The sequence below is a fragment of the Pedobacter rhizosphaerae genome (assembly GCF_900111155.1).
GTDB lineage: Bacteria > Bacteroidota > Bacteroidia > Sphingobacteriales > Sphingobacteriaceae > Pedobacter > Pedobacter rhizosphaerae.
This window is the reverse complement of sequence record NZ_FOGG01000059.1, coordinates 1-19,868: the sequence shown is the minus strand read 5'-3', so window position 1 is coordinate 19,868 and position 19,868 is coordinate 1. Positions and strand designations below refer to the sequence as shown.

Sequence of the window (19,868 nt, the reverse complement as noted above, 5' to 3'; positions counted from 1 at the left end):
TGGATATTGATTCGGTTAATGACATCGTTCACAATGCGAACAGGATGGCCTTTTGCCACAAGTTCATCCAGAGTGGGCGGAATAGCCATGATCTGGTTCTGATAATAGGGCTTGAAAACTGGTTTCTGGACTGGCATAAATTTCAATTATTTATACTTAAATATCTGAAATACAGACAAATAAACCAAATTTAAAAAGATGAAAAATTAATTTTTTTTCCACAAAAAAAGAGACTGCCTTTTTGAGACAGCCTCTTTCAGGGAGTTGTTAATCTTTAATGTCTTTGAATAACAACAAATATTATGGCCAAACGCCTAAATTCATGTAAGAAACTGCGATTTTATCAATCGAATTAACAAAAGCAGCAGTTCTCAGGGTTTGAGTAGCTGGTTTCTGTTTCAATGTTTCACGAATTTCGTGATAAGAGTGAATCATGGTATCTTCTAAACCAGAATTTACCAATTCAATCTCCGAAGCACCTTTAACAATCATTAAGCGGTGTTCAGGAAGAATAGTTTTACCAGTTAAGTTCTCTAATGTATTGATCAGATTAGCATTTGAATTGGCTGCATAACGATTCTCCATACGACCAAAAGCCACGTGAGAAAGGTTTTTTAACCATTCAAAATAAGAAACCGTTACACCACCAGCATTACAATACATATCTGGGATAATGATACCGCCCATTTCTGTAAAAATAGCTTCTGCTTCTGGAGTAGTAGGACCATTTGCACCTTCAGCAATAATTTTTGCTTTGATGTTACGGATATTGTGTTCTGTAAATTGGTTTTCTAAAGCTGCCGGAACTAAAATATCACATTCCTGCTCCAGACCTTCCATTGAGTTTTTAAATTCTTTAGCACCTGGGAAACCTAAAATTGAACCCGTATTTTTACGGTGTGCAAAAACTTCATCAACGTTTAAGCCATTAGCATTGTAGATGGCACCTTCATATTCGCATAAACCTACAATCGTTGCACCAAATTCTGCTAAGAATTTAGCTGAGTGATAACCTACATTACCTAAACCCTGAACAATAACTCTTTTGCCATTTAAACCAGCGGTTAAGCCGATTTTTTGCATATCTTCAGCAACATCAACACACTCACGAACAGCGTAAGCTACACCACGGCCAGTTGCTTCTTTACGACCACGGATACCGTGTAGTGCAATTGGCTTGCCTGTAACACAACCCAGCGCATCAAGCTGACCAGGATTCATTGTCATATAGGTATCGGCAATCCAGCTCATTTCACGTTCACCTGAACCGTAATCTGGCGCAGGAACGTCAACTGCAGGACCGATAAAATTTTTCTTGATTAGTTCTGTAGTGTAACGACGAGTGATGGTTTCTAACTCGGCAACGCTGTAGTTTTTGGTATTGATTTTAATACCGCCCTTTGCACCACCAAAAGGGACGTTAACAATTGCGCATTTATAAGTCATTAAGGCTGCAAGTGCCATCACTTCGTCCTCATTTACCATATCGCTGTAGCGAATACCACCCTTGGTTGGGCTCATGTGATGAGAGTGCTCTACACGCCAAGCATCAATTACTTCAAAGCCGTTTCCGCGGCGGATAGGGAATTGGAAACGGTACACACTGTTACATGCTTTAATCTGGTTCAATAAACCTTCTGGATGATTGGTAAATTGAGCCGCACTGTCAAAATTCTTACAAACATCTGCAAAGAATTTGGTCTCGTCTGCTAGATTAGCCATTATTTATTTTTTTTATGAATAAGTTTTCATTGCAAAATTGCCTAAAAAAACCGCACATATCCAAATGCAAAAAGACTTAGTGTAAAGCAAACACCACCCTATTTTTTGATGAAAAATAGGTTTAAACAGTTTAAACTAAGTTTTTCGTCTTAGTTATCTTTTTCTAATTTTTTTAATCTTTTATCCAAAGAGAAAAGATAAACCAATAAGCCCACTAAAATTACCACAATACAGCCCACCACCACGTAAATTTTACCGTTGCTACGCATCTGATCAGCCATTTCTACACCATTATCCTGTGCGAAAATTTGCAGGGTAGTGAACATTAACATTAAAGAGAAAATAAGTTTTTTCATGATTATTTGTTGATCCCTAAAAAGGGAGAAAAATTGGATAGAATAATTTAGTTGTGTTGTTTTTTATTTTCTAATGAACGGATTCTGAAACGAATGCTATACACCCAGTAACCAATGAGTATCCATCCTAAGCATGCAGGATAAAAAACCATTCTCATCCGGCTATCTAAATCGTAGCTGTTAAATCCGGGATTACCACCATTGCCGGGGTGTAATGAATCTTTGAGTCGAGGCAATACAAATAACAGTACTACCATCATCGGAAAAGCAAAAATATTGTAAATGGCAGATAACTTAGCTCTTTTCTGTTCCTCATCTATTGCATTGCGAAGAATTAAATAAGCAAAATAAAGGAGTATAGAAATGGCCGCGAAGTTTTGTTTTGGATCAAAGCTCCAAAACTGCCCCCAGGTATATTTAGCCCATATAGCACCGGTAATTAATCCTAAAACACCGAAAATTATTCCGGCATTTACACTTTCAACAGCTCTCAAATCGTCTATCTCGCTTTTGCTGCTTAGCGATTTTACACTATAAAAAACAGAAATTGAAAACAACACAATCATGGCAAACCACATGGGTACATGAAAGTAAAGATTTCTGATTGTTTCATTTAAAATGGCCAGATGTGGTACGCCCAAAAGCATTCCGGCAATTGCTGTGTAAACTACTAATACCGATCCTAAGATCTTCCACCAGGTTTTCTTCATATTTGTATATAATTTTGAATGAGTGAGTTTTGAATGAGTGAATGTTTTGCAAATTGCCCATTCTATCATTCCATAATTCAATAATTCACTAATTTCGAATGAGAGAGTTTTGAATGAGTGAATGTTTTGCAAATTGCCCATTCTATCATTCCATAATTCAATAATTCACTAATTTCGAATGAGAGAGTTTTGAATGAGTGAATGTTTTGCAAATTGCCCATTCTATCATTCAATCAATCTATCCTTCAATCATTCAATAATTCAATAATTTCGAATGACTGAGTTTTGAATGAGTGAATGCTTTGCAAATTGCCCATTCTATCATTCCATAATTCAATAATTCAATAATTTCGAATGAGAGAGTTTTGAATGAGTGAATGCCTTGCAAATTGCCCATTCTATCATTCTATCATTCAATAATTCTATCATTCCATCCTTCCTAAATTCCGTAATCCCTTTACTCCCTCCAAAGGTAAGGAAATAACAATAAAGAGGTCGCTACGGTCATGATATTAACCAGTAGTAACATCCCAATATCATCATAGCTGTTTTCCCAAGGCAAGCCATCTACTGCGTTTTTAGCCAGTTTTATTAATAGAATTAATACCGGAATAATAATTGGAAAGCTCAAAATCGCCATTAACATGCCTCCATTCCCAGCCTTACTTGCAATGGCCGAAACCATGGTAAAAACTGTGGAAAAGCTAATACTACCCAAAATCACTGCCACGTAATACATCAGCATATCCGGCGGTGTAAATGTATCGAACACAACGGAGTAAAAACCTAAAGCAATAGTAGTTAATACCAGCATTAACAAGGTATTGTAAATGGTTTTGGAGATCAGTACTGCTGCAGGACTAGCCAATACGTAACTGTATAACTGTTGTCCTTTATTTTCCTGAAGAAAACTTTTGGAAACCCCATTGATAGAGGCAAAAAGCATAATTACCCAAAAAAGGGCATTCCAGGCTAATTTATCGCTAAGACTTACAAAAGAGAGGTAACAGGTAAAAATTGTAGATACAACATACAGCAATACACCATTAATCGTGTACTTGGAGCGCCACTCTAACAATACTTCCTTGTGAATTAAATACTTAACCTCTTTGGCCAATTGCATAACCGCAAAGATACTTTTCTTGACAAATATCTTAAGATAAAATTGTTGTATTGTTGTAATATTGTCTTGCTTTTGTGGATGAGATTAAGGGGAAATAAAACTTATACAATCGAATTAATCAAAGATTAGCATCAGTTTTATAGATCAATGGGCATTTCTTCCGAGGTTAAAGGCAAATAAATTCAATGAAATATGCATCTGCTATAGAATCGCCAATTGGCAAATTAACCATCATTGTTGATGATGGATCGGTAGCGGAAATTACTTTTGCAGAAAAAGACATTGAAGGGTTGATGCCAGATGAACTAACGCTGGCTGTATCGCAACAATTACAGGCTTATTTTGATGGAAAGCTTCAAATTTTTGATTTTCCAATCCAACAAAAGGGCACTCCATTTCAGCATGAAGTTTGGCAGAATTTACTGCTTATCCCCTACGCTTCCACTATTTCTTATGCAAAATTCTCCGCGCACAATCCCTTAGCGATAAGGGCCATAGCGGTCGCCAACGGGAAAAACAATCTGGCTATTGTAGTGCCCTGCCATAGGGTAATTGGTAGCAACGGTAAATTAGTGGGCTATGCAGGTGGATTGTGGCGAAAGCAATGGCTACTGCAACACGAAAGAGAAGTAGCCCAAAGAGGTCAAACCACGCTTAAATTCTAATCAAGAAGTTACGCAATACTTAAAAATCAAGATAATAATATATATAGCCGATATGTCTGAAAACAAAAACTTTTTACGCGCCATCCGATTAATCAATGTAGCAGATGATAAATGTGATTTTGAAACAGGTAGAATCCCCATTCGTCAACACATAAATGCCAACTATTTCTTTGCTCAAAACGATGTGAGTACCTTAGAAAAGGTACCTCACCCCGCCCCCAGAAGACAATATGTAATTACCTTAAAGGGGAAATTAAAATTTGAGGTAAGTAATGGTAATACTTTTATTATTGAGCCGGGAATTATTCTTATTGCCAATGATACGCTCGGTGAAGGTCATACCTGGGAGGTGATTGATGGGAATGAATGGGAAAGAATCTATATTCCTTTAGAAGCAGATGCAAATGATTTTTTTATCGCTGATGCGGTCTAAAACTTATTTTTCAGCGACACCAATAACGATATAATGGAAACTCTTAGGCATGATCTTCTCGATGAGGGTATCGATCTTCCCTAAGAAATTCCGTTGTTTTTCGTTTCTTCCTAAGCAGCCAAAAAAGCCCACTGTTGTATAGCTTACCTGCTTAAAATCGGCAAAAACGGATTTTATTTCGTCCAGGCGAAGATAATTCCAATCTTTTGTACCAAAATACTTCCGGAGTAAAATATGAAAACCTGTTCCCTTTAAGTTTTCTGCAAAAAGTAATTTCCCTCCAGGTTTCAGTGCTTCATACATTTCGTGCAAAGTTTTATACTTATAAGAGTTATCGCGATAAAAACCTGCAATACCTCCAACAATAGATTTAAATGCGACTATATCAAATTGCTCTTTATATGGAATGTTAGTGGCATCAACCGCTTCATAGCGAATGTTTTTACTACAATCGTATTTAGCATGAATATTTAAAGCTTCTCTTCCGGGTTTGGTTAAATCTGAACATATCACCTCGTTGTTGTACCTGGCCATCCAAAGAGATAAGCCTCCATTACTTGCACCCAACTCCAGACATTTTTTATCGCCTTCCTCCAAAGAAACACGTTTCTCCCAATAAGGTATCGCTTTAAACCAGTTCTCGATATCCCAACCAATAAAATCTCTTTTTCTATCAATATCCATAATGACAAGATTTTAATTCAAGGAGAACCTAAATTTAATTTTTTTATCCCTATAAGTTTTAGGGTTGCAAAAAGTTGATCAATAATTGTAAAAGCTGAGCAGGAAACTTCACAATTAAAGAACCATTGAGGTTCTGAATCCGTAAATAATTCAAAATCCCTTTGATGTTATGAAATCGATCTGCGCCCTGTTTCTATTTATATTTAATCTCCTCCCCCTAGAGAAAAATGCTCCAATAAGCCGGTTAGATTTAAAAAAGTACTCAGGAACCTGGTATTCGCTATATTCCATCCCAACCATTTTTGATAAAGGCAGCAGAGAAACTACAACGAAATATAGCTTAAATAAAGAGGGTTATTTTGATGTATTAACCACTTATAAAAAACCTCATGATGAGCAAACCTATTCCAGGAACTCAAAAATGTTTCCTAGCGATACAGGAAGTAATGGAGAACTAAAAGCGCAGTTTATCTGGCCAATAAAAGTTGATTATTGGATTATTGAACTGGCTGACGATTACAATTATGTGGTTGTTGGGCATCCGGATAGAAAGTTTCTGTTTATTATGAGTAGAAACAAAAATATGCCGAAGAAGCAATATGAAGAAATTATTGCAAGGTGTAAGGCTAAAGGTTACGATGTAAGTAAACTCACATCGCAACACCATGACAAATTGGGTTAAGCGCTTAGTTTTTCTCCGCGCTTTACACTGAAAAGCATAAATAAAACGCCTACCAGAAACACAATCCAACCCCACTGAAAATGCACTACCTTGCCTATAAGTTTATTGGCAAAGCCATATTTTGTATAGTTATGTGCGGTAAAGTAAACCGCAATCACCGCTAAAACATACCAAATAGCCATTACAAAACTTATAAATCTAAAAGCGCCTACTTTTCTGATAAAAAGACAAAGTACAGCCAAAGCAATGATGGCATAGGTGATCAAGAACAATCGGGCATCTGACTGATATAAATTCCAGTTTCCTTTAATAGGAACTTTTAGCATTGGGCAGAAACTTGCGATGATGCAAAGTAAAATGCCCACCCAGGCTCTAAATTTACTAACGATTAACATATATTGTTTAATTGGTGAGTTGGTTAAGTGCTTAGTTGGTGAGGTGTATAACTGTTAATTGCTTAATTGTGAAATTGTTTAAATGGTGAAATGGTTAACTGCTTATTTTCCCATTTCAATGCCCATTTTATCGGCAAAATGAGCGCAATAATCGCGTAAATCTTCTACAATTAATTTTTCACCTGTAGCTCTTAAGAAACTATCGCCCATGGTTTGTAAAGTTTCGTAGAAAAAGCGTTTCATCTCATCAACAGGCATGTCTTTAGTCCAAAGATCAATACGCATAGAATTCTTATAGTTATGATCCCATAGTGCAAGAATCATCGATTTTACAGGTACCTGATCTGTTGTTTTGGCATCTGTACTTTCCCAAAGAATATTCTCTGGCATGTTATTATCATCTAACTCAACGGTTATCTTAATTTCTGCTTTCCTCATTGTAATATTTAATTTGTATCGAATAATTTAAGTTTCGATAGTATTTTAAGCCCGCAAAGATGCTGATTTAAAAAAAGAATTTTATCGGCGATTAAGCTATTTTTTGTAAAATTAACATCAATATCGCAGAGATCACTATAAATGATAATTCTACAATCCAGATTCTTCTCAAATTTTTTAAGGTGAAACGAAAAATCAAATCTGTTACGAAAGTGACTAAAACTAAACAGCCTAAAATAAGTTTATAAAAGCCAGTTACATCTACAGGTTGTCCGGGTGATTTAGTCCCAAGAAAGCTAACGACCAATAATGCAAATGCAATCGCAGTAACAATATTTAAAGGAGTAATTCTTGCTTTCATTTACTTTTTCTTGTCGAAACGTTTACCCTTTTTGAAGCTTTTCACTTCTTTTCCTGCCTTAGCTTTCGCCTTATCTCTAGCCGTTTTCTCTATTACTTTAGCATTTTTCTTTTCGTGGAAGGCACCTTTAAAATCTGGATCTTCCTTACGTTTTTGATTGTCGATCTCTCTGGCAATATATTGACGTTCTTCGTAAGGCGTTTCATCGATAAAAACACCTTCTGGAATTTCATGTACAGGAATATATTGTCTGATCAGTTTTTCAATCTTACGGATATAGTATTTTTCTGCATCTGTAGCGAAAGTGATGGCATCGCCTTTGGCAAAAGCCCTACCCGTTCTACCAATTCTATGCACATAATCTTCAATAATAATAGGAACGTCAAAATTAATAACGTGGCTTACATCACTTACATCAATACCCCTACTAGCCACATCTGTAGCCACCAAAACACGAATATTACCCTCTTTGAAACTATTGATAGAATTGATACGCGTATTTTGTCCCTTATTCGCATGAATTACCCGAACATTTTCGGCCCCATATCTTCGCTCTATAAAGCTGAAAATATTATCTGCAACAGTTTTAGTCTTACAAAAAATGATCAATCTAGAAAAAGCTTCATCATCTTTAAGCAAATTTTGAAGCAAGTTGATCTTAGTTTTAAAGTTAGGCACGTAGTATAGTGCCTGGGTTACATTTTGCGCAGGTGTAGCCTGTTGTGAAGCTTCAATTACAGTTGGATTTTTTAAGAAATCGCCCGCAATTTTTTGTACCAGATCGCTCATTGTAGCCGAAAAAAGCAAGTTTTGGCGCTTGCGCGGAACTACCTCTAAAATTCTATGAATAGAGCCGATAAAGCCCATATCCATCATTTTGTCGGCCTCATCCAACACCAAAAACTTCAAACTTTGTGTATTGATATCACCAGCAAGATATAAATCCAAAAATCTCCCTGGCGTGGCAATTAATATATCTAGTCCCTTGGCGATTTCTTCCTTTTGGGTTTTAGGTCCGATACCTCCAAAAATAACCAACGAACGCAAATCGGTATAGGTAGAAAATAATTTCACCTGTTCTGCAATTTGCATAGCAAGCTCCCTGGTTGGCGACAGAATTAAAGCTCTTGGACTTTCTCCCTGCGCATATTTCAGCTGCATTAAAATCGGTAAAACAAAAGCGGCAGTCTTTCCGGTACCTGTTTCTGCAATCCCGAAAATATCTTGTCCTGATAAAATTGGTGCAATTGCTTTTTCCTGTATGGGAGTAGCTGCAGTGTAACCTGCATCGGCAACTGCATTTAAAATCTGCCTGTTTAACTTAAATTCTTCAAAAGGTTTTGCCATAGCGTACAAAGATAGTGTATTTAGTTTTAGCAGGAAGATGAAATGTAATGTGGGGATGGAAGGGGGAAGTGGAAAGTTAAAAGTTGTAAGTTATAAGTTGTAAGTTATAAGTTGTAAGTTATAAGTGGAAAGTTATAAGTGGAAAGTTATAAGTGGAAAGTTATAAGTTTAAAAGCCACCGTGCTAAACTGCTAAGATGCCTGAGGTGGTAAAAAAGTCGGAGGTTAGAGGTCGGAAAGTCGGAAGAGGAAAGTTAAAAGTTGAAAGTTGAAAGTTGAAAAGCTACCGCCCAAAACTGCTAAGGTGCCTTAGGTGGTAAAGAAGTCGGACGTCGGAGGTCAGAGGTCGGAAGAGGAAGTGTAACGTGACAAGTTAAAAGTTGTAAGTTGTAAGTTATAAGTGGAAAGTTTAAAAGCTACCGCCCTAAACTGCTAAGGTGCCTTAGGTGGTAAAGAAGTCGGAAGAGTAAGTTAAAAGTTAAAAAGCTACCGCCAAATAAAAATTAGCTACCTATACGGTTTTCAGTTAAGCAATTAAACAGTTTAACAATTTAGCCTTCAATCCCGATACTTGATTCTCAATACTTGATACTAATTTACTACCTTTGAAACCATGAATACTTATCTGATAAAAGGGGCTACAATTGTAAACGAAGGCCAAAAGCAGGTTGCTGATGTACTTATTAAAGATGGATTAATTGCTAAAATTGGTCAAAATTTATCGGCACCGGAGGCCAAGGAAATTAATGCTGAAGGCCAATACCTTTTACCTGGAATGATTGATGATCAGGTACATTTCCGTGAACCAGGCTTAACCCATAAGGCAGATATTTTTACAGAAAGTATGGCTGCTGTTGCTGGTGGTATTACTTCTTTTATGGAAATGCCCAACACAGTTCCTAACACGCTTACTCAGGCACTTTTAAAAGATAAATATGATATCGCTTCGCAAACCTCATTAGCTAATTACTCTTTTTATATGGGGGCAAGCAATGATAATATTGACGAAGTTTTAAAAACCGATCCTAAAAATGTTTGCGGCATCAAGGTTTTCATGGGTTCATCAACCGGAAATATGTTGGTTGATAATGAAAAAACTTTAGAGAACATTTTTAGTCAGGCTCCTATTTTAGTGGCTACCCATTGTGAAGATGAGCAAACGATTCGCGAAAACCTGGCTAAATTCAAAGCAGAGTATGGCGAAAACTTAACTATCGACATGCATCCGCTGATTCGCAGTGCCGAAGCTTGCTATAAATCTTCCTCATTGGCAGTTGAACTGGCTAAAAAATATCAAACACGTCTGCACATCCTTCATATATCTACTGCGAAAGAAATTGCGCTTTTCGACAATACCATTCCGCTTAAAGACAAAAAGATTACGGCCGAAGCTTGCGTCCATCACCTTTGGTTTAATGACCAGGATTACGCTGCAAAAGGCAATTTCATTAAATGGAACCCAGCAGTAAAAACCAAGGCAGATCAGGATGGTATTTTACAAGGTGTACTAAATGATAATATCGATGTGATAGCTACAGATCACGCACCACATACTTTAGAAGAAAAACAGCAACCTTATGCACAAGCGCCTTCTGGTGGTCCTTTAGTGCAACATGCATTGCCAGCCTTATTAGAAATGCACCTTCAGGGAAAAATTTCTCTAGAGAAGATTGTCGAAAAAACTGCTCATAACCTCGCTATTTGCTTTGATATTGAAAAACGAGGATTTATTCGTGAAGGTTACTGGGCAGACTTGGTTCTTGTGGACTTAAATGATCCATGGACAGTAATCAAACTCAACAACTTCTACAAGTGTGGATGGAGTCCATTTGACGGTAATACATTTCAGGCTAGTATTACACATACATTTGTTTCTGGTAATTTGGCATATCAAAAAGGGAAATTCACCACCGATGAGATCGGCAAAAGGCTAACATTTACGAGATAAGTTTATTATATTTGGTATAATATTCAATTACTTAATATGGAAACACTAATCGTTCATCCCAAAAACAAAGAACAATTGAGTGCAATAAAAGCGGTTATGAAAGCTTTGAAAATAGACTTTAAAGCGGAGAAAAAATATAACCAAGAAATTGTTAATAAAGTTTTAGATGGAGAAAATTCAAGGAAATCTGGTAAGCCAGGCTTGAAAATAGATGTTCCCAATATGTGGAAATAAACGCAGTTCTGATCCCTATTTCCCTTTACTCATCCCGAATAGTTATCAGGATGAGCTATGCGAATAGAATTAATTGAGGATGCTATAACAGATTTTGATTTTTGGAAAAGATCTGGTAATAAAGCTATTCAGAGAAGAATACAGCTCCTTTTAGCAGATATGTTAAAAAATCCTTTTAATGGCATAGGCAAACCTGAAATTCTTAAATATAAATTATCCGGAAAATGGTTTAGACGTATAAATGAGGAGCATAGAATTATTTACGAGGTTATTGATGAAGTTATTTTCATTTATTCTTTAAAAGGCCATTATAACAAATGAACTTATATAATTTCAAATCGGTAATTTTAAGATCTGCCATTTTTATAAGCCTAACACTCCTTATCTTCTTTTTCAGCTTATCTCCTACCCTCGTCCAATCTTATTACTCAACGGGGATATACACTTATATTTCTGCTACCTTAAGATTTATTTCTTCCATTTTTCCTTTTGCCATTGGCGATATTGTTTATGCTTTGCTGATTGGCTTTGTGTTTTATAAAATCTATCGGTTTTATCAGCTGATTAGAAAAAAACAACTCCAAAAAAGCCACCGAATAACCGTACCGCTTCAAGTATTAAATTTCGGACTCCTGCTCTACATCATATTCAAACTGGCCTGGGGCTTAAATTACAGCAGGCCCAGCATTAGTGAAGAACTTAATATTGGCAACCAGAAGTACAACGTAAAAGAACTCCTGGCTCTGGGAAACTACTTTGTTGATAAAACAAATGCTTTAAAAAATCAGTGTTTAGCCGATGGCAATGAGATCCATTTCTCATTAAGACAACTTCGCGAGCAGGCAGTAGCAGCTTATGCGAAAATGGCGAAGAAAAATAACGTCTTCTCTTATCCTCAACCTAGTGTAAAATCGGTTTTAGTACCTTGGGTAATTAGCAAAGTGGGTATTGAAGGTTATTATGCTCCGCTTTCCGGCGAAGCGAATATTAATACAGACTTACCCAATTTTGTAAAACCTTATGTTACTTGTCATGAAATCGGGCACCAACTGGGTATTGCCTATGAAGATGAAGCTAACCTAATGGGGTATTTAACGGCCAGCAATAGCGACAATATTTACTTTCAATATTCTGCTAATTACGAAATGTTAAGGTACATATTGTTTGAAATCAGGATGAAATCGCCTGACGATTATAAAGCCATAAGGAGCAAAATTTCTGAGCATGTTTTAGCAGATTTTAAAGCCGAAAAAGAATTCTGGCGAAAATATAACGGCCAAATGTTTGGTTACATGGACGCTGCATTCGACCGTTTTCTAAAACTCAACAACCAGAAAAAAGGGATTGACAGTTACCAGGATATTGTGATCTGGCTTTGGAATATTCACAAAGAAGAGATTAGGAAGTAAGTCGGAAAGTCAGGTGACGGAGGTCGGAAGATATAGGGCGAATCCCCCTCAAATCTAAATAAGTCGGAAAGTCATGGGACGGAGATCGGAAGATATAGGGCGAAGCTCCCCTCAAATCTAAATAAGTCGGAAAGTCATGGGACGGAGATCGGAAGATATAGGGCGAAGCTCCCCTCAAATCTCAATAAGTCGGAAAGTCAGGGGTCTGAGGTCGGAAGATAGCGTGCAAATCTCCCCTCAAATCTAAATTAGACGGTAAGTCAGGGGTCCGAGGGCGGAGGATGTTCCGCACATCAATCTTATGTCTCACATCTCAAATCTCACATCTCAAATCTAATAAAACCTATCCATGAATAGCCTCTTTCGTTCCGAAGCTTTGAATTAACTCGCCTTCAAAATCCAGCCATTCTTTCCAACGTTTTTCTACATCCACATCAATAGAATATTTACGGGCAAAGTTTAAAAAAGTAGTATAATGACCGGCTTCAGAAACCATTAAATCGTAATAGAACTTGGCCAGTTCTTCATCCTTTATGTTTTGTGATAATACTCGGAAACGTTCACAGCTTCTGGCTTCAATCATTGCAGCAAATAAAAGCCTGTCGATGAAAGCAGTATTTCTGCTACCATCTTTTTTACTGAATTTAACCAGCTTACCCACATAATCGTCTTTACGCTCTCTACTCAAAGTATAACCTCTTTCTTTGATGATATTGATTACCATTTGAAAATGTTGCATTTCTTCAATGGCAATTGCAGTGAGCTCGTCAACCAAATCCTGGTGCTCTGAATTTTGAGTGATTAAGGTAATGGCATTACTAGCAGCCTTCTGTTCGCACCAGGCATGATCGGATAAGATTTCTTCTAAATTCGATTCTGCAATGTTTGCCCAACGTGGGTCTGTTAATAATTTTAATCCTAGCATGGTGTTTTCTCTGTCGGCTGCAAAATTAAAAATATTTCTTGAAGTAGGAGTTGAAAGCATAAAGGTTGAAAGTGAAAGTTGAAAGTTGAAAGTTGAAAGTGAAAAGTTTAAAGACTACCGCCAAAACCCGGCTTAGGTGTCTAAGATGCCTTAGGTGGTGGAATTAGTCCGCAAGTCCGGGGTCGGAAAGTCAGAAGTATGGATGCAGAATAAAAGTGGGAAGACCAAAGTTGAAAGTTGAAAGTTGAAAAACTACCGCCAAAACCCGCTTAGGTGTCTAAGATGCCTTAGGTGGTGGAGTAGTCGCAAGTCCGGGTCGGAAAGACCAAAGTTGAAAGTGAAAAGTTAAAGTTGAAGAACTACCGCCAAAAGCCAGCTTAGGTGCCTAAGACGCCTTAGGTGGTTAAAAAAATAAAAAACCAAATCTTTTTAATCTGCGGGAACCAAAAAAACCATTTATTTTGCACAAATTTTAATCATGAGCAGCAAGAAATTATTGATCATTGGACTGGTATGGCCCGAGCCTACTTCTTCGGCAGCAGGTACACGAATGATTCAACTGGTCGATTTATTTCTTAAAGAAGGCTATGACATTACCTTTGCTTCTGCTGCTTCCAAGAGTGATTTCAGTTATGATTTCTCAGATATTGGTGTTAAAGAACAAGAAATCACCCTCAACGATGAGCGCTTTAATTCATTCTTAAAGCAAATTCAACCCGAAATAGTACTGTTCGATAGATTTATGATCGAAGAGCAATATGGCTGGCGAGTTCAGCAAGAATGTCCTAACGCATTAAGAATTTTAGATACCGAAGATCTTCACTTTCTGCGCCAGGCACGACAGCAGGGCGATAAAAAGCAAGAAGCTATTAATTTATTCTCAGATGTTGCCAAAAGAGAAATCGCGGCAATTTTGCGCTGCGATTTAAGTTTAATCATATCGGAAACCGAAATGCAGTTATTGCAAGATCAGTTTAAAATAGATGCTTCACTGCTCTACTATCTTCCTTTTTTAGAAGAGGCAATTACCCCACAACTTGTCAAAAAATGGACTCCCTTTAATGAGAGAGAGGGCTTTATTTTTATCGGCAACTTTTTACACGAACCCAACTGGAATACCGTACAAGTACTTAAAACCAAAATTTGGCCTGCACTCAGAAAAAAACTTCCCAATGTTACCATGAATATCTATGGTGCATACCCATCTCAAAAGGTACTGCAACTGGAGAATAAGGCAGAGAAATTTTTCATCAGAGGACGGGCATTAGCTGCCAGAGAAACCATTGCAAAACATCGTATTCTCCTTGCCCCGATCCAGTTTGGTGCAGGTGTAAAAGGCAAATTTATCGATGCCATGCAAGTGGGTACACCTGCCATTACCACAACAATTGGAGCAGAGGCCATGAAGGGTAACCTGGAATGGAACGGGATTATTGAAAATGACTTGGAGCATTTTATTACCGCAGCAGTAGAACTATATCAAAATCAACAGAAATGGTACACTGCTCAACAAAATGGAATCCAAATTATTAATCAACGGTATAGTAAAAGTACTTTTGCCGATTCATTTATCAAGACCATAGAAAATTTAGCCTCCAACCTAAATCACCACAGAGAAAATAACTTTTTCGGACAGATACTCAGCCACCATACGCTTCAAAGCACCAAATACATGTCGCTCTGGATTGAAGAGAAAAATAAAAAGGTTTAACAGCTTGGGTTTTTAGAGACCGATTTGCACACATTTGGTAAAATAAACCTGATTGAAGGGGAAAGCCCAAACTTCTTCAGTTTGGCTTGTACCAAAAAGCAGGACTGTAGTTACCGAACCCCCACTCCAGCACATTTTCTAAACAACCGACACTTAAATTTTAAAATACCATTGCCAACTTTACAACATTACAACAATTTTGAGCAACAAAGTGTGTAAATTCGCAGCATGGCAAAAATATCAATTAACCTGGCAACAGGTTCATTACAGCAAGAAGAAATTATTGTAGGTATTGATTTAGGTACTACGAACAGTTTGGTAGCCTTTATTAATCCAGATAAAAACCCTCAGGTAATTAACGATTCGGGCAAGGGCTTACTGGTACCTTCTGTTGTTTATTTTAACAGCCATAATGAAGCCATTGTGGGTAACGAAGCCAAAGAATTCTTAACTACCGACCCTGCAAATACTATTTTTTCGGTAAAAAGATTACTTGGCCGTTCTTATAAAGATGTGGCAGAACACTCAGATATTTTCTCTTACAAAATTATTGACGATGATAGCGATGCATTGGTAAAAATCCATGCAGGAGATCGCTTTTATACCCCTATTGAACTTTCTGCAGAAATTTTGAAGGAGCTTAAAGCCCGTGCAGAACATGCACTTAAAACACCTGTAAACCGGGCTGTAATTACCGTTCCGGCTTACTTTAACGATAGCCAACGCCAGGCCACACGCGATGCAGGTAAACTTGCGGGTTTAGATGTAATGCGCATTGTAAACGAGCCTACCGCAGCGAGCTTAGCTTACGGTATTGGCTTGGACCCAACGCAACAAAAAACCATAGCCGTTTATGATTTGGGCGGCGGAACTTTCGATGTGTCCATTCTACAAATTCAAAACGGAATTTTCGAAGTTTTGGCTACAAACGGAAATACTTACTTAGGAGGCGACGACTTTGACCGTGCCATTTTAAACTATTGGATTGAACAAAACAAACTCGATAAAGCCGAACTGGCCAACAACAATGTGTTGATGCAAACCTTGCGTTTACAAGCAGAAGCGGCAAAAAAAGCCCTATCGAGCCAAAACCTATACAACGAGCAGGTTGGCGAAATCTGGTGTACACTAGACAAGCAAACTTTCGAAAAACTGATTGCGGCAAAGGTAGATGAAACCATTACCGCCTGTAAAAATGCATTACAAGATTCTGGCTTGGCAGTAACAGCTATAGATGAAGTGATTTTAGTAGGTGGTTCTACGCGCACGCCTTACGTTAAAAAGCAGGTAGAAGCATTTTTCGGTAAAAAACCTCAGGATAATATTAATCCAGATGAAGTAGTTGCCTTGGGGGCAGCCATTCAGGCCGATGTTTTAGCCGGAAACCGTTCGGATATTTTATTGCTCGATGTAACGCCACTTTCTCTGGGTATCGAAACCATGGGTGGCTTAATGGATGTAATTATTGCCCGTAACAGTAAAGTTCCAACCAAAGCTGGCCGCCAATACACCACCTCTATTGATGGGCAGGTAAACATGAAAATAGCTGTTTATCAAGGCGAAAGAGATTTGGTTAAAGAAAACCGCAAACTTGCCGAATTCGATTTAAAGGGTATACCGGCAATGCCTGCAGGATTGCCTAAAGTAGATATTAACTTCTTATTAAATGCCGATGGCATTTTAACTGTACAAGCTATTGAACTTCGTTCTGGCGTGAAACAGGAAATTGAAGTAAAACCAAGCTACGGACTTACTGATGATACGGTTGAAAAAATGTTAATAGATAGTATCACCCACGCACAAAGTGATGTTGCACAACGCATGTTAATTGAAGCCAGAAGCGAGGGTGAACAATTGTTGTACACGGCAGAGCGTTTTGTAGAAAAACATGCAGAGCATTTAACTCAGGCCGAAATAAGAGATACCCAACTGTACATTAGCGCATTGAAAAATGCACTAACATTAAACGATAAGGATTTAATTCTTAAAAAAGCCGATGAGCTGAATGAGTTTACCCGCCCTTTTGCCGAGCGTGTAATGGATGCTGCCATTTCTACCGCCATGAAGGGCAAGAAAATTTAATAAGACCTCTTCACCTGCGAGACAATACCGCGGTTTTTAAAAACATATAGTAAAGGATTATGAGCACCAGTTCATGATCCTTTTTCTTTTTAGAAAAGCAGGGCTACTACTCATCGGTTAGCACAGCCCCGCTTTCTGCTTTATTTCGCTGCGCTCCATGTTCGCGCCAATCGGGTTTAAAAAACTTAAAGTAGATCAGGAAACTTACTTTTCACCTGGGTTTCTGCACCTCTCCCAATGAAACAATGACTAATGACTAGTGAACTACAATTAACCACCCCCAACCCCTCCTAAATTAGGCGGGGAGCAGGACTCTGCTTCGGGCAAATAGGAACGCTGTAGGTTCCTGCATCCAGCCCGATGATGACGGATTATTTATAGGGACGTAGATTAGCTACCATTCTTGGCTATGCTCCATAAACTCCTCGCCTTTTTTCAAGGAGGGGGTGCCAGAGCCTGTGTTTTGTAAAAGGCTTTTTTATGTCCTGGCCGGACGGGCTTCTTTCTTTTGGCATCAAAAGAAACAAAAATGTCGGCTTAAAACTTTTCTATTTAAATAAGTGAGTAGGCTTAGACAGAGCATCCCGAAAACTTTATTAGGCCGATCCGAGTGGAACGAAGAAACAGTGGTTAGGCCTAGCTGAGTGGCAAAGCAAAATGGCCAAACATATCGCATTATGATTCCCTCCTACGAGGGAATGACGACTGTCGAAGGATTATGAGCCTTGCTAACTGCCATTAATAAAGTAATACCTTTCCCAAGCACGCATCCGGCATAGCAGCATTTCGCAGGATAGGAGTATTTGAATGCATGCAGTTTCAATAGGGTACTTACTGTACAAGGGAATAAGCAGCGAGGGGTGGCATAGCGGGAAATGGCCTAAGCCTCTTATTACCGCCATTAGCATTCGGATGATCATAGCCAAGAAAGGATGCAAGCCTTGGACTTTTGTTTCTTTTGGGCCAAGCCAAAAGAAAGAGCCCTTCCGGCGGTGAGGAAAAGAGAAAAATATCAGGTTGTAGCGAGGCGCTACAACAAGAAAGGTGCTTCCTGCATCCTGCCTAATGAACCAATGGCTAATGAACTACTGAACTACAATTAACCACCCCCAACCCCTCCTAAATTAGGCGGGGAGCAGGACTGTGCTTCGGCCAAAGAGGAACGCTGTAGGTTCCTGCATCCAGCCAGATGACGACGAATTATTTATAGGGACGTAGATTAGCTACCATTCCTGGCTATGCTCCATACAACTCCCCGCCTTTTTTCAAGGAGGGGTGCGAGAGCCTGTGTTGTGGCGGGGGTGGTTTCTGCACCTCGCCTAATGAACCAATGGCTAATGAACTAGTGAACTACAATTAACCACCCCCAGCCCCTCCTAAATTAGGCGGGGAGCAGGACTGTGCTTCGGCCAAAACAGGAACGTTGTAGGTTCCTGCATCCTGCCCGATGACGACGAATTATTTATAGGGACGTAGATTAGCTACCATTCCTGGCTATGCTCCATACAACTCCCCGCCTTTTTTCAAGGAGGGGTGCGAGAGCCTGTGTTGTGGCGGGGGTGGTTTCTGCACCTCGCCTAATGAACCAATGGCTAATGAACTAGTGAACTACAACTAACCACCCACAACCCATCCTAAATTAGGCGGGGAGCAGGACTGTGCTTCGGCCAAAGAGGAACGCTGTGGGTTCTTGCGCCTCGCCTAATGAACCAATGGCTAATGAACTAGTGAACTACAATTAACCACCCCCAGCCCCTCCTAAATTAGGCGGGGAGCAGGACTGTGCTTCGGCCAAAACAGGAACGTTGTAGGTTCCTGCATCCTGCCCGATGACGACGAATTATTTATAGGGACGTAGATTAGCTACCATTCTTGGCTATGCTCCAATTAACCACCCCCAACCCCTCCTAAATTAGGCGGGGAGCAGGACTGTGCTTCGGGCAAATAGGAATGATGTAGGTTTCTGCGCCTCGCCCAATGAACCAATGACTAATGAACTAGTGATAATATCGCATTATGATTCCCTCCTATGAGGGAATGACCACTGCCGAAGGATTGTGAGCCTTGCTAACTGCCATTAATAAAGTAATATCTTTCCCAAGCACGCATCCGGCATAGCAGCATTTCGCAGGATAGGAGTATTTGAATGCATGCAGTTACAATAGGGTACTTATTGTACAAGGGAATAAGCAGCGAGGGGTGGCATAGCGGGAAATGGCCTAAGCCTCTTATTACCGCCATCAGCATTCGGATGCTCATAGCCAAGAATGGATGCAAGCCTTGGACTTTTGTTTCTTTTGGGCCGAGTGGCCGTTGCACAACTAACAAGGGTTGATAACTTAACTTTATTTTTTTGTTATTTCTTAATATTTTGAAACATGCAAGGGAAGAAACACTTTCAGGAAAAACTATTTGTAAGTTTCCAGCTGTCAAATGCCGTTCCTGCCGACAATTTTTACCGACGACTTAAAGATCTTATTGATTTTAGCTTTATGTATAAAGCCACCTCTAATTATTATGGTGATGAGGGACAAAAAAGTATTGACCCTGTTGTTTTTATAAAACTGATGCTGGTAGGTTATCTTGAAAATCTGAACAGTGATCGCCGCATTATCACTATTTCAAAAATGCGGATGGATGTACT

21 protein-coding genes are annotated in these 19,868 nt (G+C 38.7%); 11 read left to right on the top strand and 10 right to left on the bottom strand.

Translation table 11 applies throughout. The annotated features are described in order from the left end of the window. Nucleotides 1-300: 300 nt before the first annotated feature. The 4 genes from BMX11_RS23385 to BMX11_RS23370 form a co-directional block, all read right to left on the bottom strand. Nucleotides 301-1,722 (bottom strand): Glu/Leu/Phe/Val family dehydrogenase, encoded by a 1,422-nt coding sequence (locus BMX11_RS23385; protein ID WP_090889810.1) that lies wholly within the window; start codon nt 1,720-1,722, stop codon nt 301-303. 149 nt (nt 1,723-1,871) lie between these two features. Then, entirely contained in the window at nt 1,872-2,078 is a 207-nt protein-coding gene (locus BMX11_RS23380) for a CcmD family protein (RefSeq protein WP_175474657.1), read from the bottom strand. Between the two features lie 47 nt (nt 2,079-2,125). Then, on the bottom strand, nt 2,126-2,788 hold the full coding sequence (gene ccsA, locus BMX11_RS23375) for a cytochrome c biogenesis protein CcsA (protein ID WP_090889807.1): 663 nt from the start codon (nt 2,786-2,788) through the stop codon (nt 2,126-2,128). Nucleotides 2,789-3,245: 457 nt separating this feature from the next. Beyond that, nucleotides 3,246-3,911 (bottom strand): heme exporter protein CcmB, encoded by a 666-nt coding sequence (locus tag BMX11_RS23370; RefSeq protein WP_090889804.1) that lies wholly within the window; start codon nt 3,909-3,911, stop codon nt 3,246-3,248. A 185-nt stretch (nt 3,912-4,096) separates the two neighbouring features. On the opposite strand from BMX11_RS23370, the gene BMX11_RS23365 reads away from it, so the two are divergent. Beyond that, complete coding sequence (locus BMX11_RS23365; protein ID WP_090889801.1) at nt 4,097-4,576, top strand: methylated-DNA--[protein]-cysteine S-methyltransferase; 480 nt, start codon at nt 4,097-4,099, stop codon at nt 4,574-4,576. Nucleotides 4,577-4,628: 52 nt separating this feature from the next. Beyond that, on the top strand, nt 4,629-5,009 hold the full coding sequence (locus tag BMX11_RS23360; RefSeq protein WP_090889798.1) for a cupin domain-containing protein: 381 nt from the start codon (nt 4,629-4,631) through the stop codon (nt 5,007-5,009). A gap of 3 nt (nt 5,010-5,012) precedes the next feature. Here the strand turns inward: BMX11_RS23360 and BMX11_RS23355 are convergent, their stop codons facing one another. Then, the gene (locus tag BMX11_RS23355) at nt 5,013-5,693 is read right to left on the bottom strand and encodes a class I SAM-dependent methyltransferase (protein WP_090889795.1); all 681 of its coding nucleotides are present in this window, start codon (nt 5,691-5,693) and stop codon (nt 5,013-5,015) included. 169 nt (nt 5,694-5,862) lie between these two features. Between BMX11_RS23355 and BMX11_RS23350 the strand changes: the two genes are divergently transcribed. Then, nucleotides 5,863-6,375 (top strand): lipocalin family protein, encoded by a 513-nt coding sequence (locus BMX11_RS23350; protein ID WP_090889792.1) that lies wholly within the window; start codon nt 5,863-5,865, stop codon nt 6,373-6,375. Here BMX11_RS23350 and BMX11_RS23345 read toward each other — a convergent pair. The 4 genes from BMX11_RS23345 to BMX11_RS23330 form a co-directional block, all read right to left on the bottom strand. After that, a complete protein-coding gene (locus BMX11_RS23345; RefSeq protein ID WP_090889790.1) occupies nt 6,372-6,770 on the bottom strand; it encodes a hypothetical protein in 399 nt (132 codons plus the stop codon). The two genes, BMX11_RS23350 and BMX11_RS23345, sit on opposite strands and share 4 nt — an antisense overlap. A 102-nt stretch (nt 6,771-6,872) precedes the next feature. Next, entirely contained in the window at nt 6,873-7,208 is a 336-nt protein-coding gene (gene gldC / locus BMX11_RS23340) for a gliding motility protein GldC (RefSeq protein WP_090889787.1), read from the bottom strand. 91 nt (nt 7,209-7,299) lie between these two features. Next, the gene (locus BMX11_RS23335) at nt 7,300-7,569 is read right to left on the bottom strand and encodes a hypothetical protein (RefSeq protein WP_090889784.1); all 270 of its coding nucleotides are present in this window, start codon (nt 7,567-7,569) and stop codon (nt 7,300-7,302) included. Beyond that, nucleotides 7,570-8,916 (bottom strand): DEAD/DEAH box helicase, encoded by a 1,347-nt coding sequence (locus BMX11_RS23330; protein WP_090889781.1) that lies wholly within the window; start codon nt 8,914-8,916, stop codon nt 7,570-7,572. Nucleotides 8,917-9,528: 612 nt separating this feature from the next. On the opposite strand from BMX11_RS23330, the gene BMX11_RS23325 reads away from it, so the two are divergent. Genes BMX11_RS23325 through BMX11_RS23310 form a run of 4 tightly spaced genes read left to right on the top strand, consistent with a single transcriptional unit; the run spans nt 9,529 to nt 12,506 of the window. After that, entirely contained in the window at nt 9,529-10,863 is a 1,335-nt protein-coding gene (locus BMX11_RS23325) for a dihydroorotase (RefSeq protein ID WP_090889779.1), read from the top strand. Nucleotides 10,864-10,899: 36 nt separating this feature from the next. Then, nucleotides 10,900-11,097 (top strand): DUF2683 family protein, encoded by a 198-nt coding sequence (locus BMX11_RS23320; protein ID WP_090889776.1) that lies wholly within the window; start codon nt 10,900-10,902, stop codon nt 11,095-11,097. Nucleotides 11,098-11,154: 57 nt separating this feature from the next. Next, nucleotides 11,155-11,418, top strand: a complete 264-nt coding sequence (locus BMX11_RS23315; RefSeq protein WP_090889773.1) for a Txe/YoeB family addiction module toxin — start codon at nt 11,155-11,157, stop codon at nt 11,416-11,418. After that, entirely contained in the window at nt 11,415-12,506 is a 1,092-nt protein-coding gene (locus BMX11_RS23310; RefSeq protein ID WP_090889769.1) for a DUF3810 domain-containing protein, read from the top strand. Before BMX11_RS23315 ends, BMX11_RS23310 begins: the two co-directional genes overlap by 4 nt. 343 nt (nt 12,507-12,849) lie before the next feature. Here BMX11_RS23310 and miaE read toward each other — a convergent pair whose 3' ends face one another. Then, entirely contained in the window at nt 12,850-13,431 is a 582-nt protein-coding gene (miaE, locus tag BMX11_RS23305; protein ID WP_090889813.1) for a MiaE family protein, read from the bottom strand. A 478-nt stretch (nt 13,432-13,909) separates the two neighbouring features. Here miaE and BMX11_RS23300 point away from each other — a divergent pair, with 478 nt between their 5' ends. The 4 genes from BMX11_RS23300 to BMX11_RS23290 form a co-directional block, all read left to right on the top strand. Continuing rightward, nucleotides 13,910-15,142, top strand: a complete 1,233-nt coding sequence (locus BMX11_RS23300) for a glycosyltransferase family 4 protein (protein ID WP_090889766.1) — start codon at nt 13,910-13,912, stop codon at nt 15,140-15,142. Nucleotides 15,143-15,370: 228 nt separating this feature from the next. Continuing rightward, on the top strand, nt 15,371-17,224 hold the full coding sequence (gene hscA, locus BMX11_RS23295) for a Fe-S protein assembly chaperone HscA (protein ID WP_090889763.1): 1,854 nt from the start codon (nt 15,371-15,373) through the stop codon (nt 17,222-17,224). 932 nt (nt 17,225-18,156) lie between these two features. Continuing rightward, a complete protein-coding gene (locus tag BMX11_RS24605) occupies nt 18,157-18,327 on the top strand; it encodes a hypothetical protein (protein WP_217643907.1) in 171 nt (56 codons plus the stop codon). A 1,275-nt stretch (nt 18,328-19,602) separates the two neighbouring features. Next, the coding region (locus BMX11_RS23290; protein ID WP_175474656.1) for a transposase at nt 19,603-19,868 on the top strand (266 nt) is incomplete at its 3' end.

What these genes read in the sequence shown, in the direction of transcription:
- BMX11_RS23385 (WP_090889810.1), bottom strand. Translation starts at nt 1,722, where the DNA reads ATGGCTAATCTAGCAGACGAGACCAAATTCTTTGCAGATGTTTGTAAG.
- BMX11_RS23380 (WP_175474657.1), bottom strand. Translation starts at nt 2,078, where the DNA reads ATGAAAAAACTTATTTTCTCTTTAATGTTAATGTTCACTACCCTGCAA.
- ccsA (WP_090889807.1), bottom strand. Translation starts at nt 2,788, where the DNA reads ATGAAGAAAACCTGGTGGAAGATCTTAGGATCGGTATTAGTAGTTTAC.
- BMX11_RS23370 (WP_090889804.1), bottom strand. Translation starts at nt 3,911, where the DNA reads ATGCAATTGGCCAAAGAGGTTAAGTATTTAATTCACAAGGAAGTATTG.
- BMX11_RS23365 (WP_090889801.1), top strand. Translation starts at nt 4,097, where the DNA reads ATGAAATATGCATCTGCTATAGAATCGCCAATTGGCAAATTAACCATC.
- BMX11_RS23360 (WP_090889798.1), top strand. Translation starts at nt 4,629, where the DNA reads ATGTCTGAAAACAAAAACTTTTTACGCGCCATCCGATTAATCAATGTA.
- BMX11_RS23355 (WP_090889795.1), bottom strand. Translation starts at nt 5,693, where the DNA reads ATGGATATTGATAGAAAAAGAGATTTTATTGGTTGGGATATCGAGAAC.
- BMX11_RS23350 (WP_090889792.1), top strand. Translation starts at nt 5,863, where the DNA reads ATGAAATCGATCTGCGCCCTGTTTCTATTTATATTTAATCTCCTCCCC.
- BMX11_RS23345 (WP_090889790.1), bottom strand. Translation starts at nt 6,770, where the DNA reads ATGTTAATCGTTAGTAAATTTAGAGCCTGGGTGGGCATTTTACTTTGC.
- gldC (WP_090889787.1), bottom strand. Translation starts at nt 7,208, where the DNA reads ATGAGGAAAGCAGAAATTAAGATAACCGTTGAGTTAGATGATAATAAC.
- BMX11_RS23335 (WP_090889784.1), bottom strand. Translation starts at nt 7,569, where the DNA reads ATGAAAGCAAGAATTACTCCTTTAAATATTGTTACTGCGATTGCATTT.
- BMX11_RS23330 (WP_090889781.1), bottom strand. Translation starts at nt 8,916, where the DNA reads ATGGCAAAACCTTTTGAAGAATTTAAGTTAAACAGGCAGATTTTAAAT.
- BMX11_RS23325 (WP_090889779.1), top strand. Translation starts at nt 9,529, where the DNA reads ATGAATACTTATCTGATAAAAGGGGCTACAATTGTAAACGAAGGCCAA.
- BMX11_RS23320 (WP_090889776.1), top strand. Translation starts at nt 10,900, where the DNA reads ATGGAAACACTAATCGTTCATCCCAAAAACAAAGAACAATTGAGTGCA.
- BMX11_RS23315 (WP_090889773.1), top strand. Translation starts at nt 11,155, where the DNA reads ATGCGAATAGAATTAATTGAGGATGCTATAACAGATTTTGATTTTTGG.
- BMX11_RS23310 (WP_090889769.1), top strand. Translation starts at nt 11,415, where the DNA reads ATGAACTTATATAATTTCAAATCGGTAATTTTAAGATCTGCCATTTTT.
- miaE (WP_090889813.1), bottom strand. Translation starts at nt 13,431, where the DNA reads ATGCTAGGATTAAAATTATTAACAGACCCACGTTGGGCAAACATTGCA.
- BMX11_RS23300 (WP_090889766.1), top strand. Translation starts at nt 13,910, where the DNA reads ATGAGCAGCAAGAAATTATTGATCATTGGACTGGTATGGCCCGAGCCT.
- hscA (WP_090889763.1), top strand. Translation starts at nt 15,371, where the DNA reads ATGGCAAAAATATCAATTAACCTGGCAACAGGTTCATTACAGCAAGAA.
- BMX11_RS24605 (WP_217643907.1), top strand. Translation starts at nt 18,157, where the DNA reads ATGCAAGCCTTGGACTTTTGTTTCTTTTGGGCCAAGCCAAAAGAAAGA.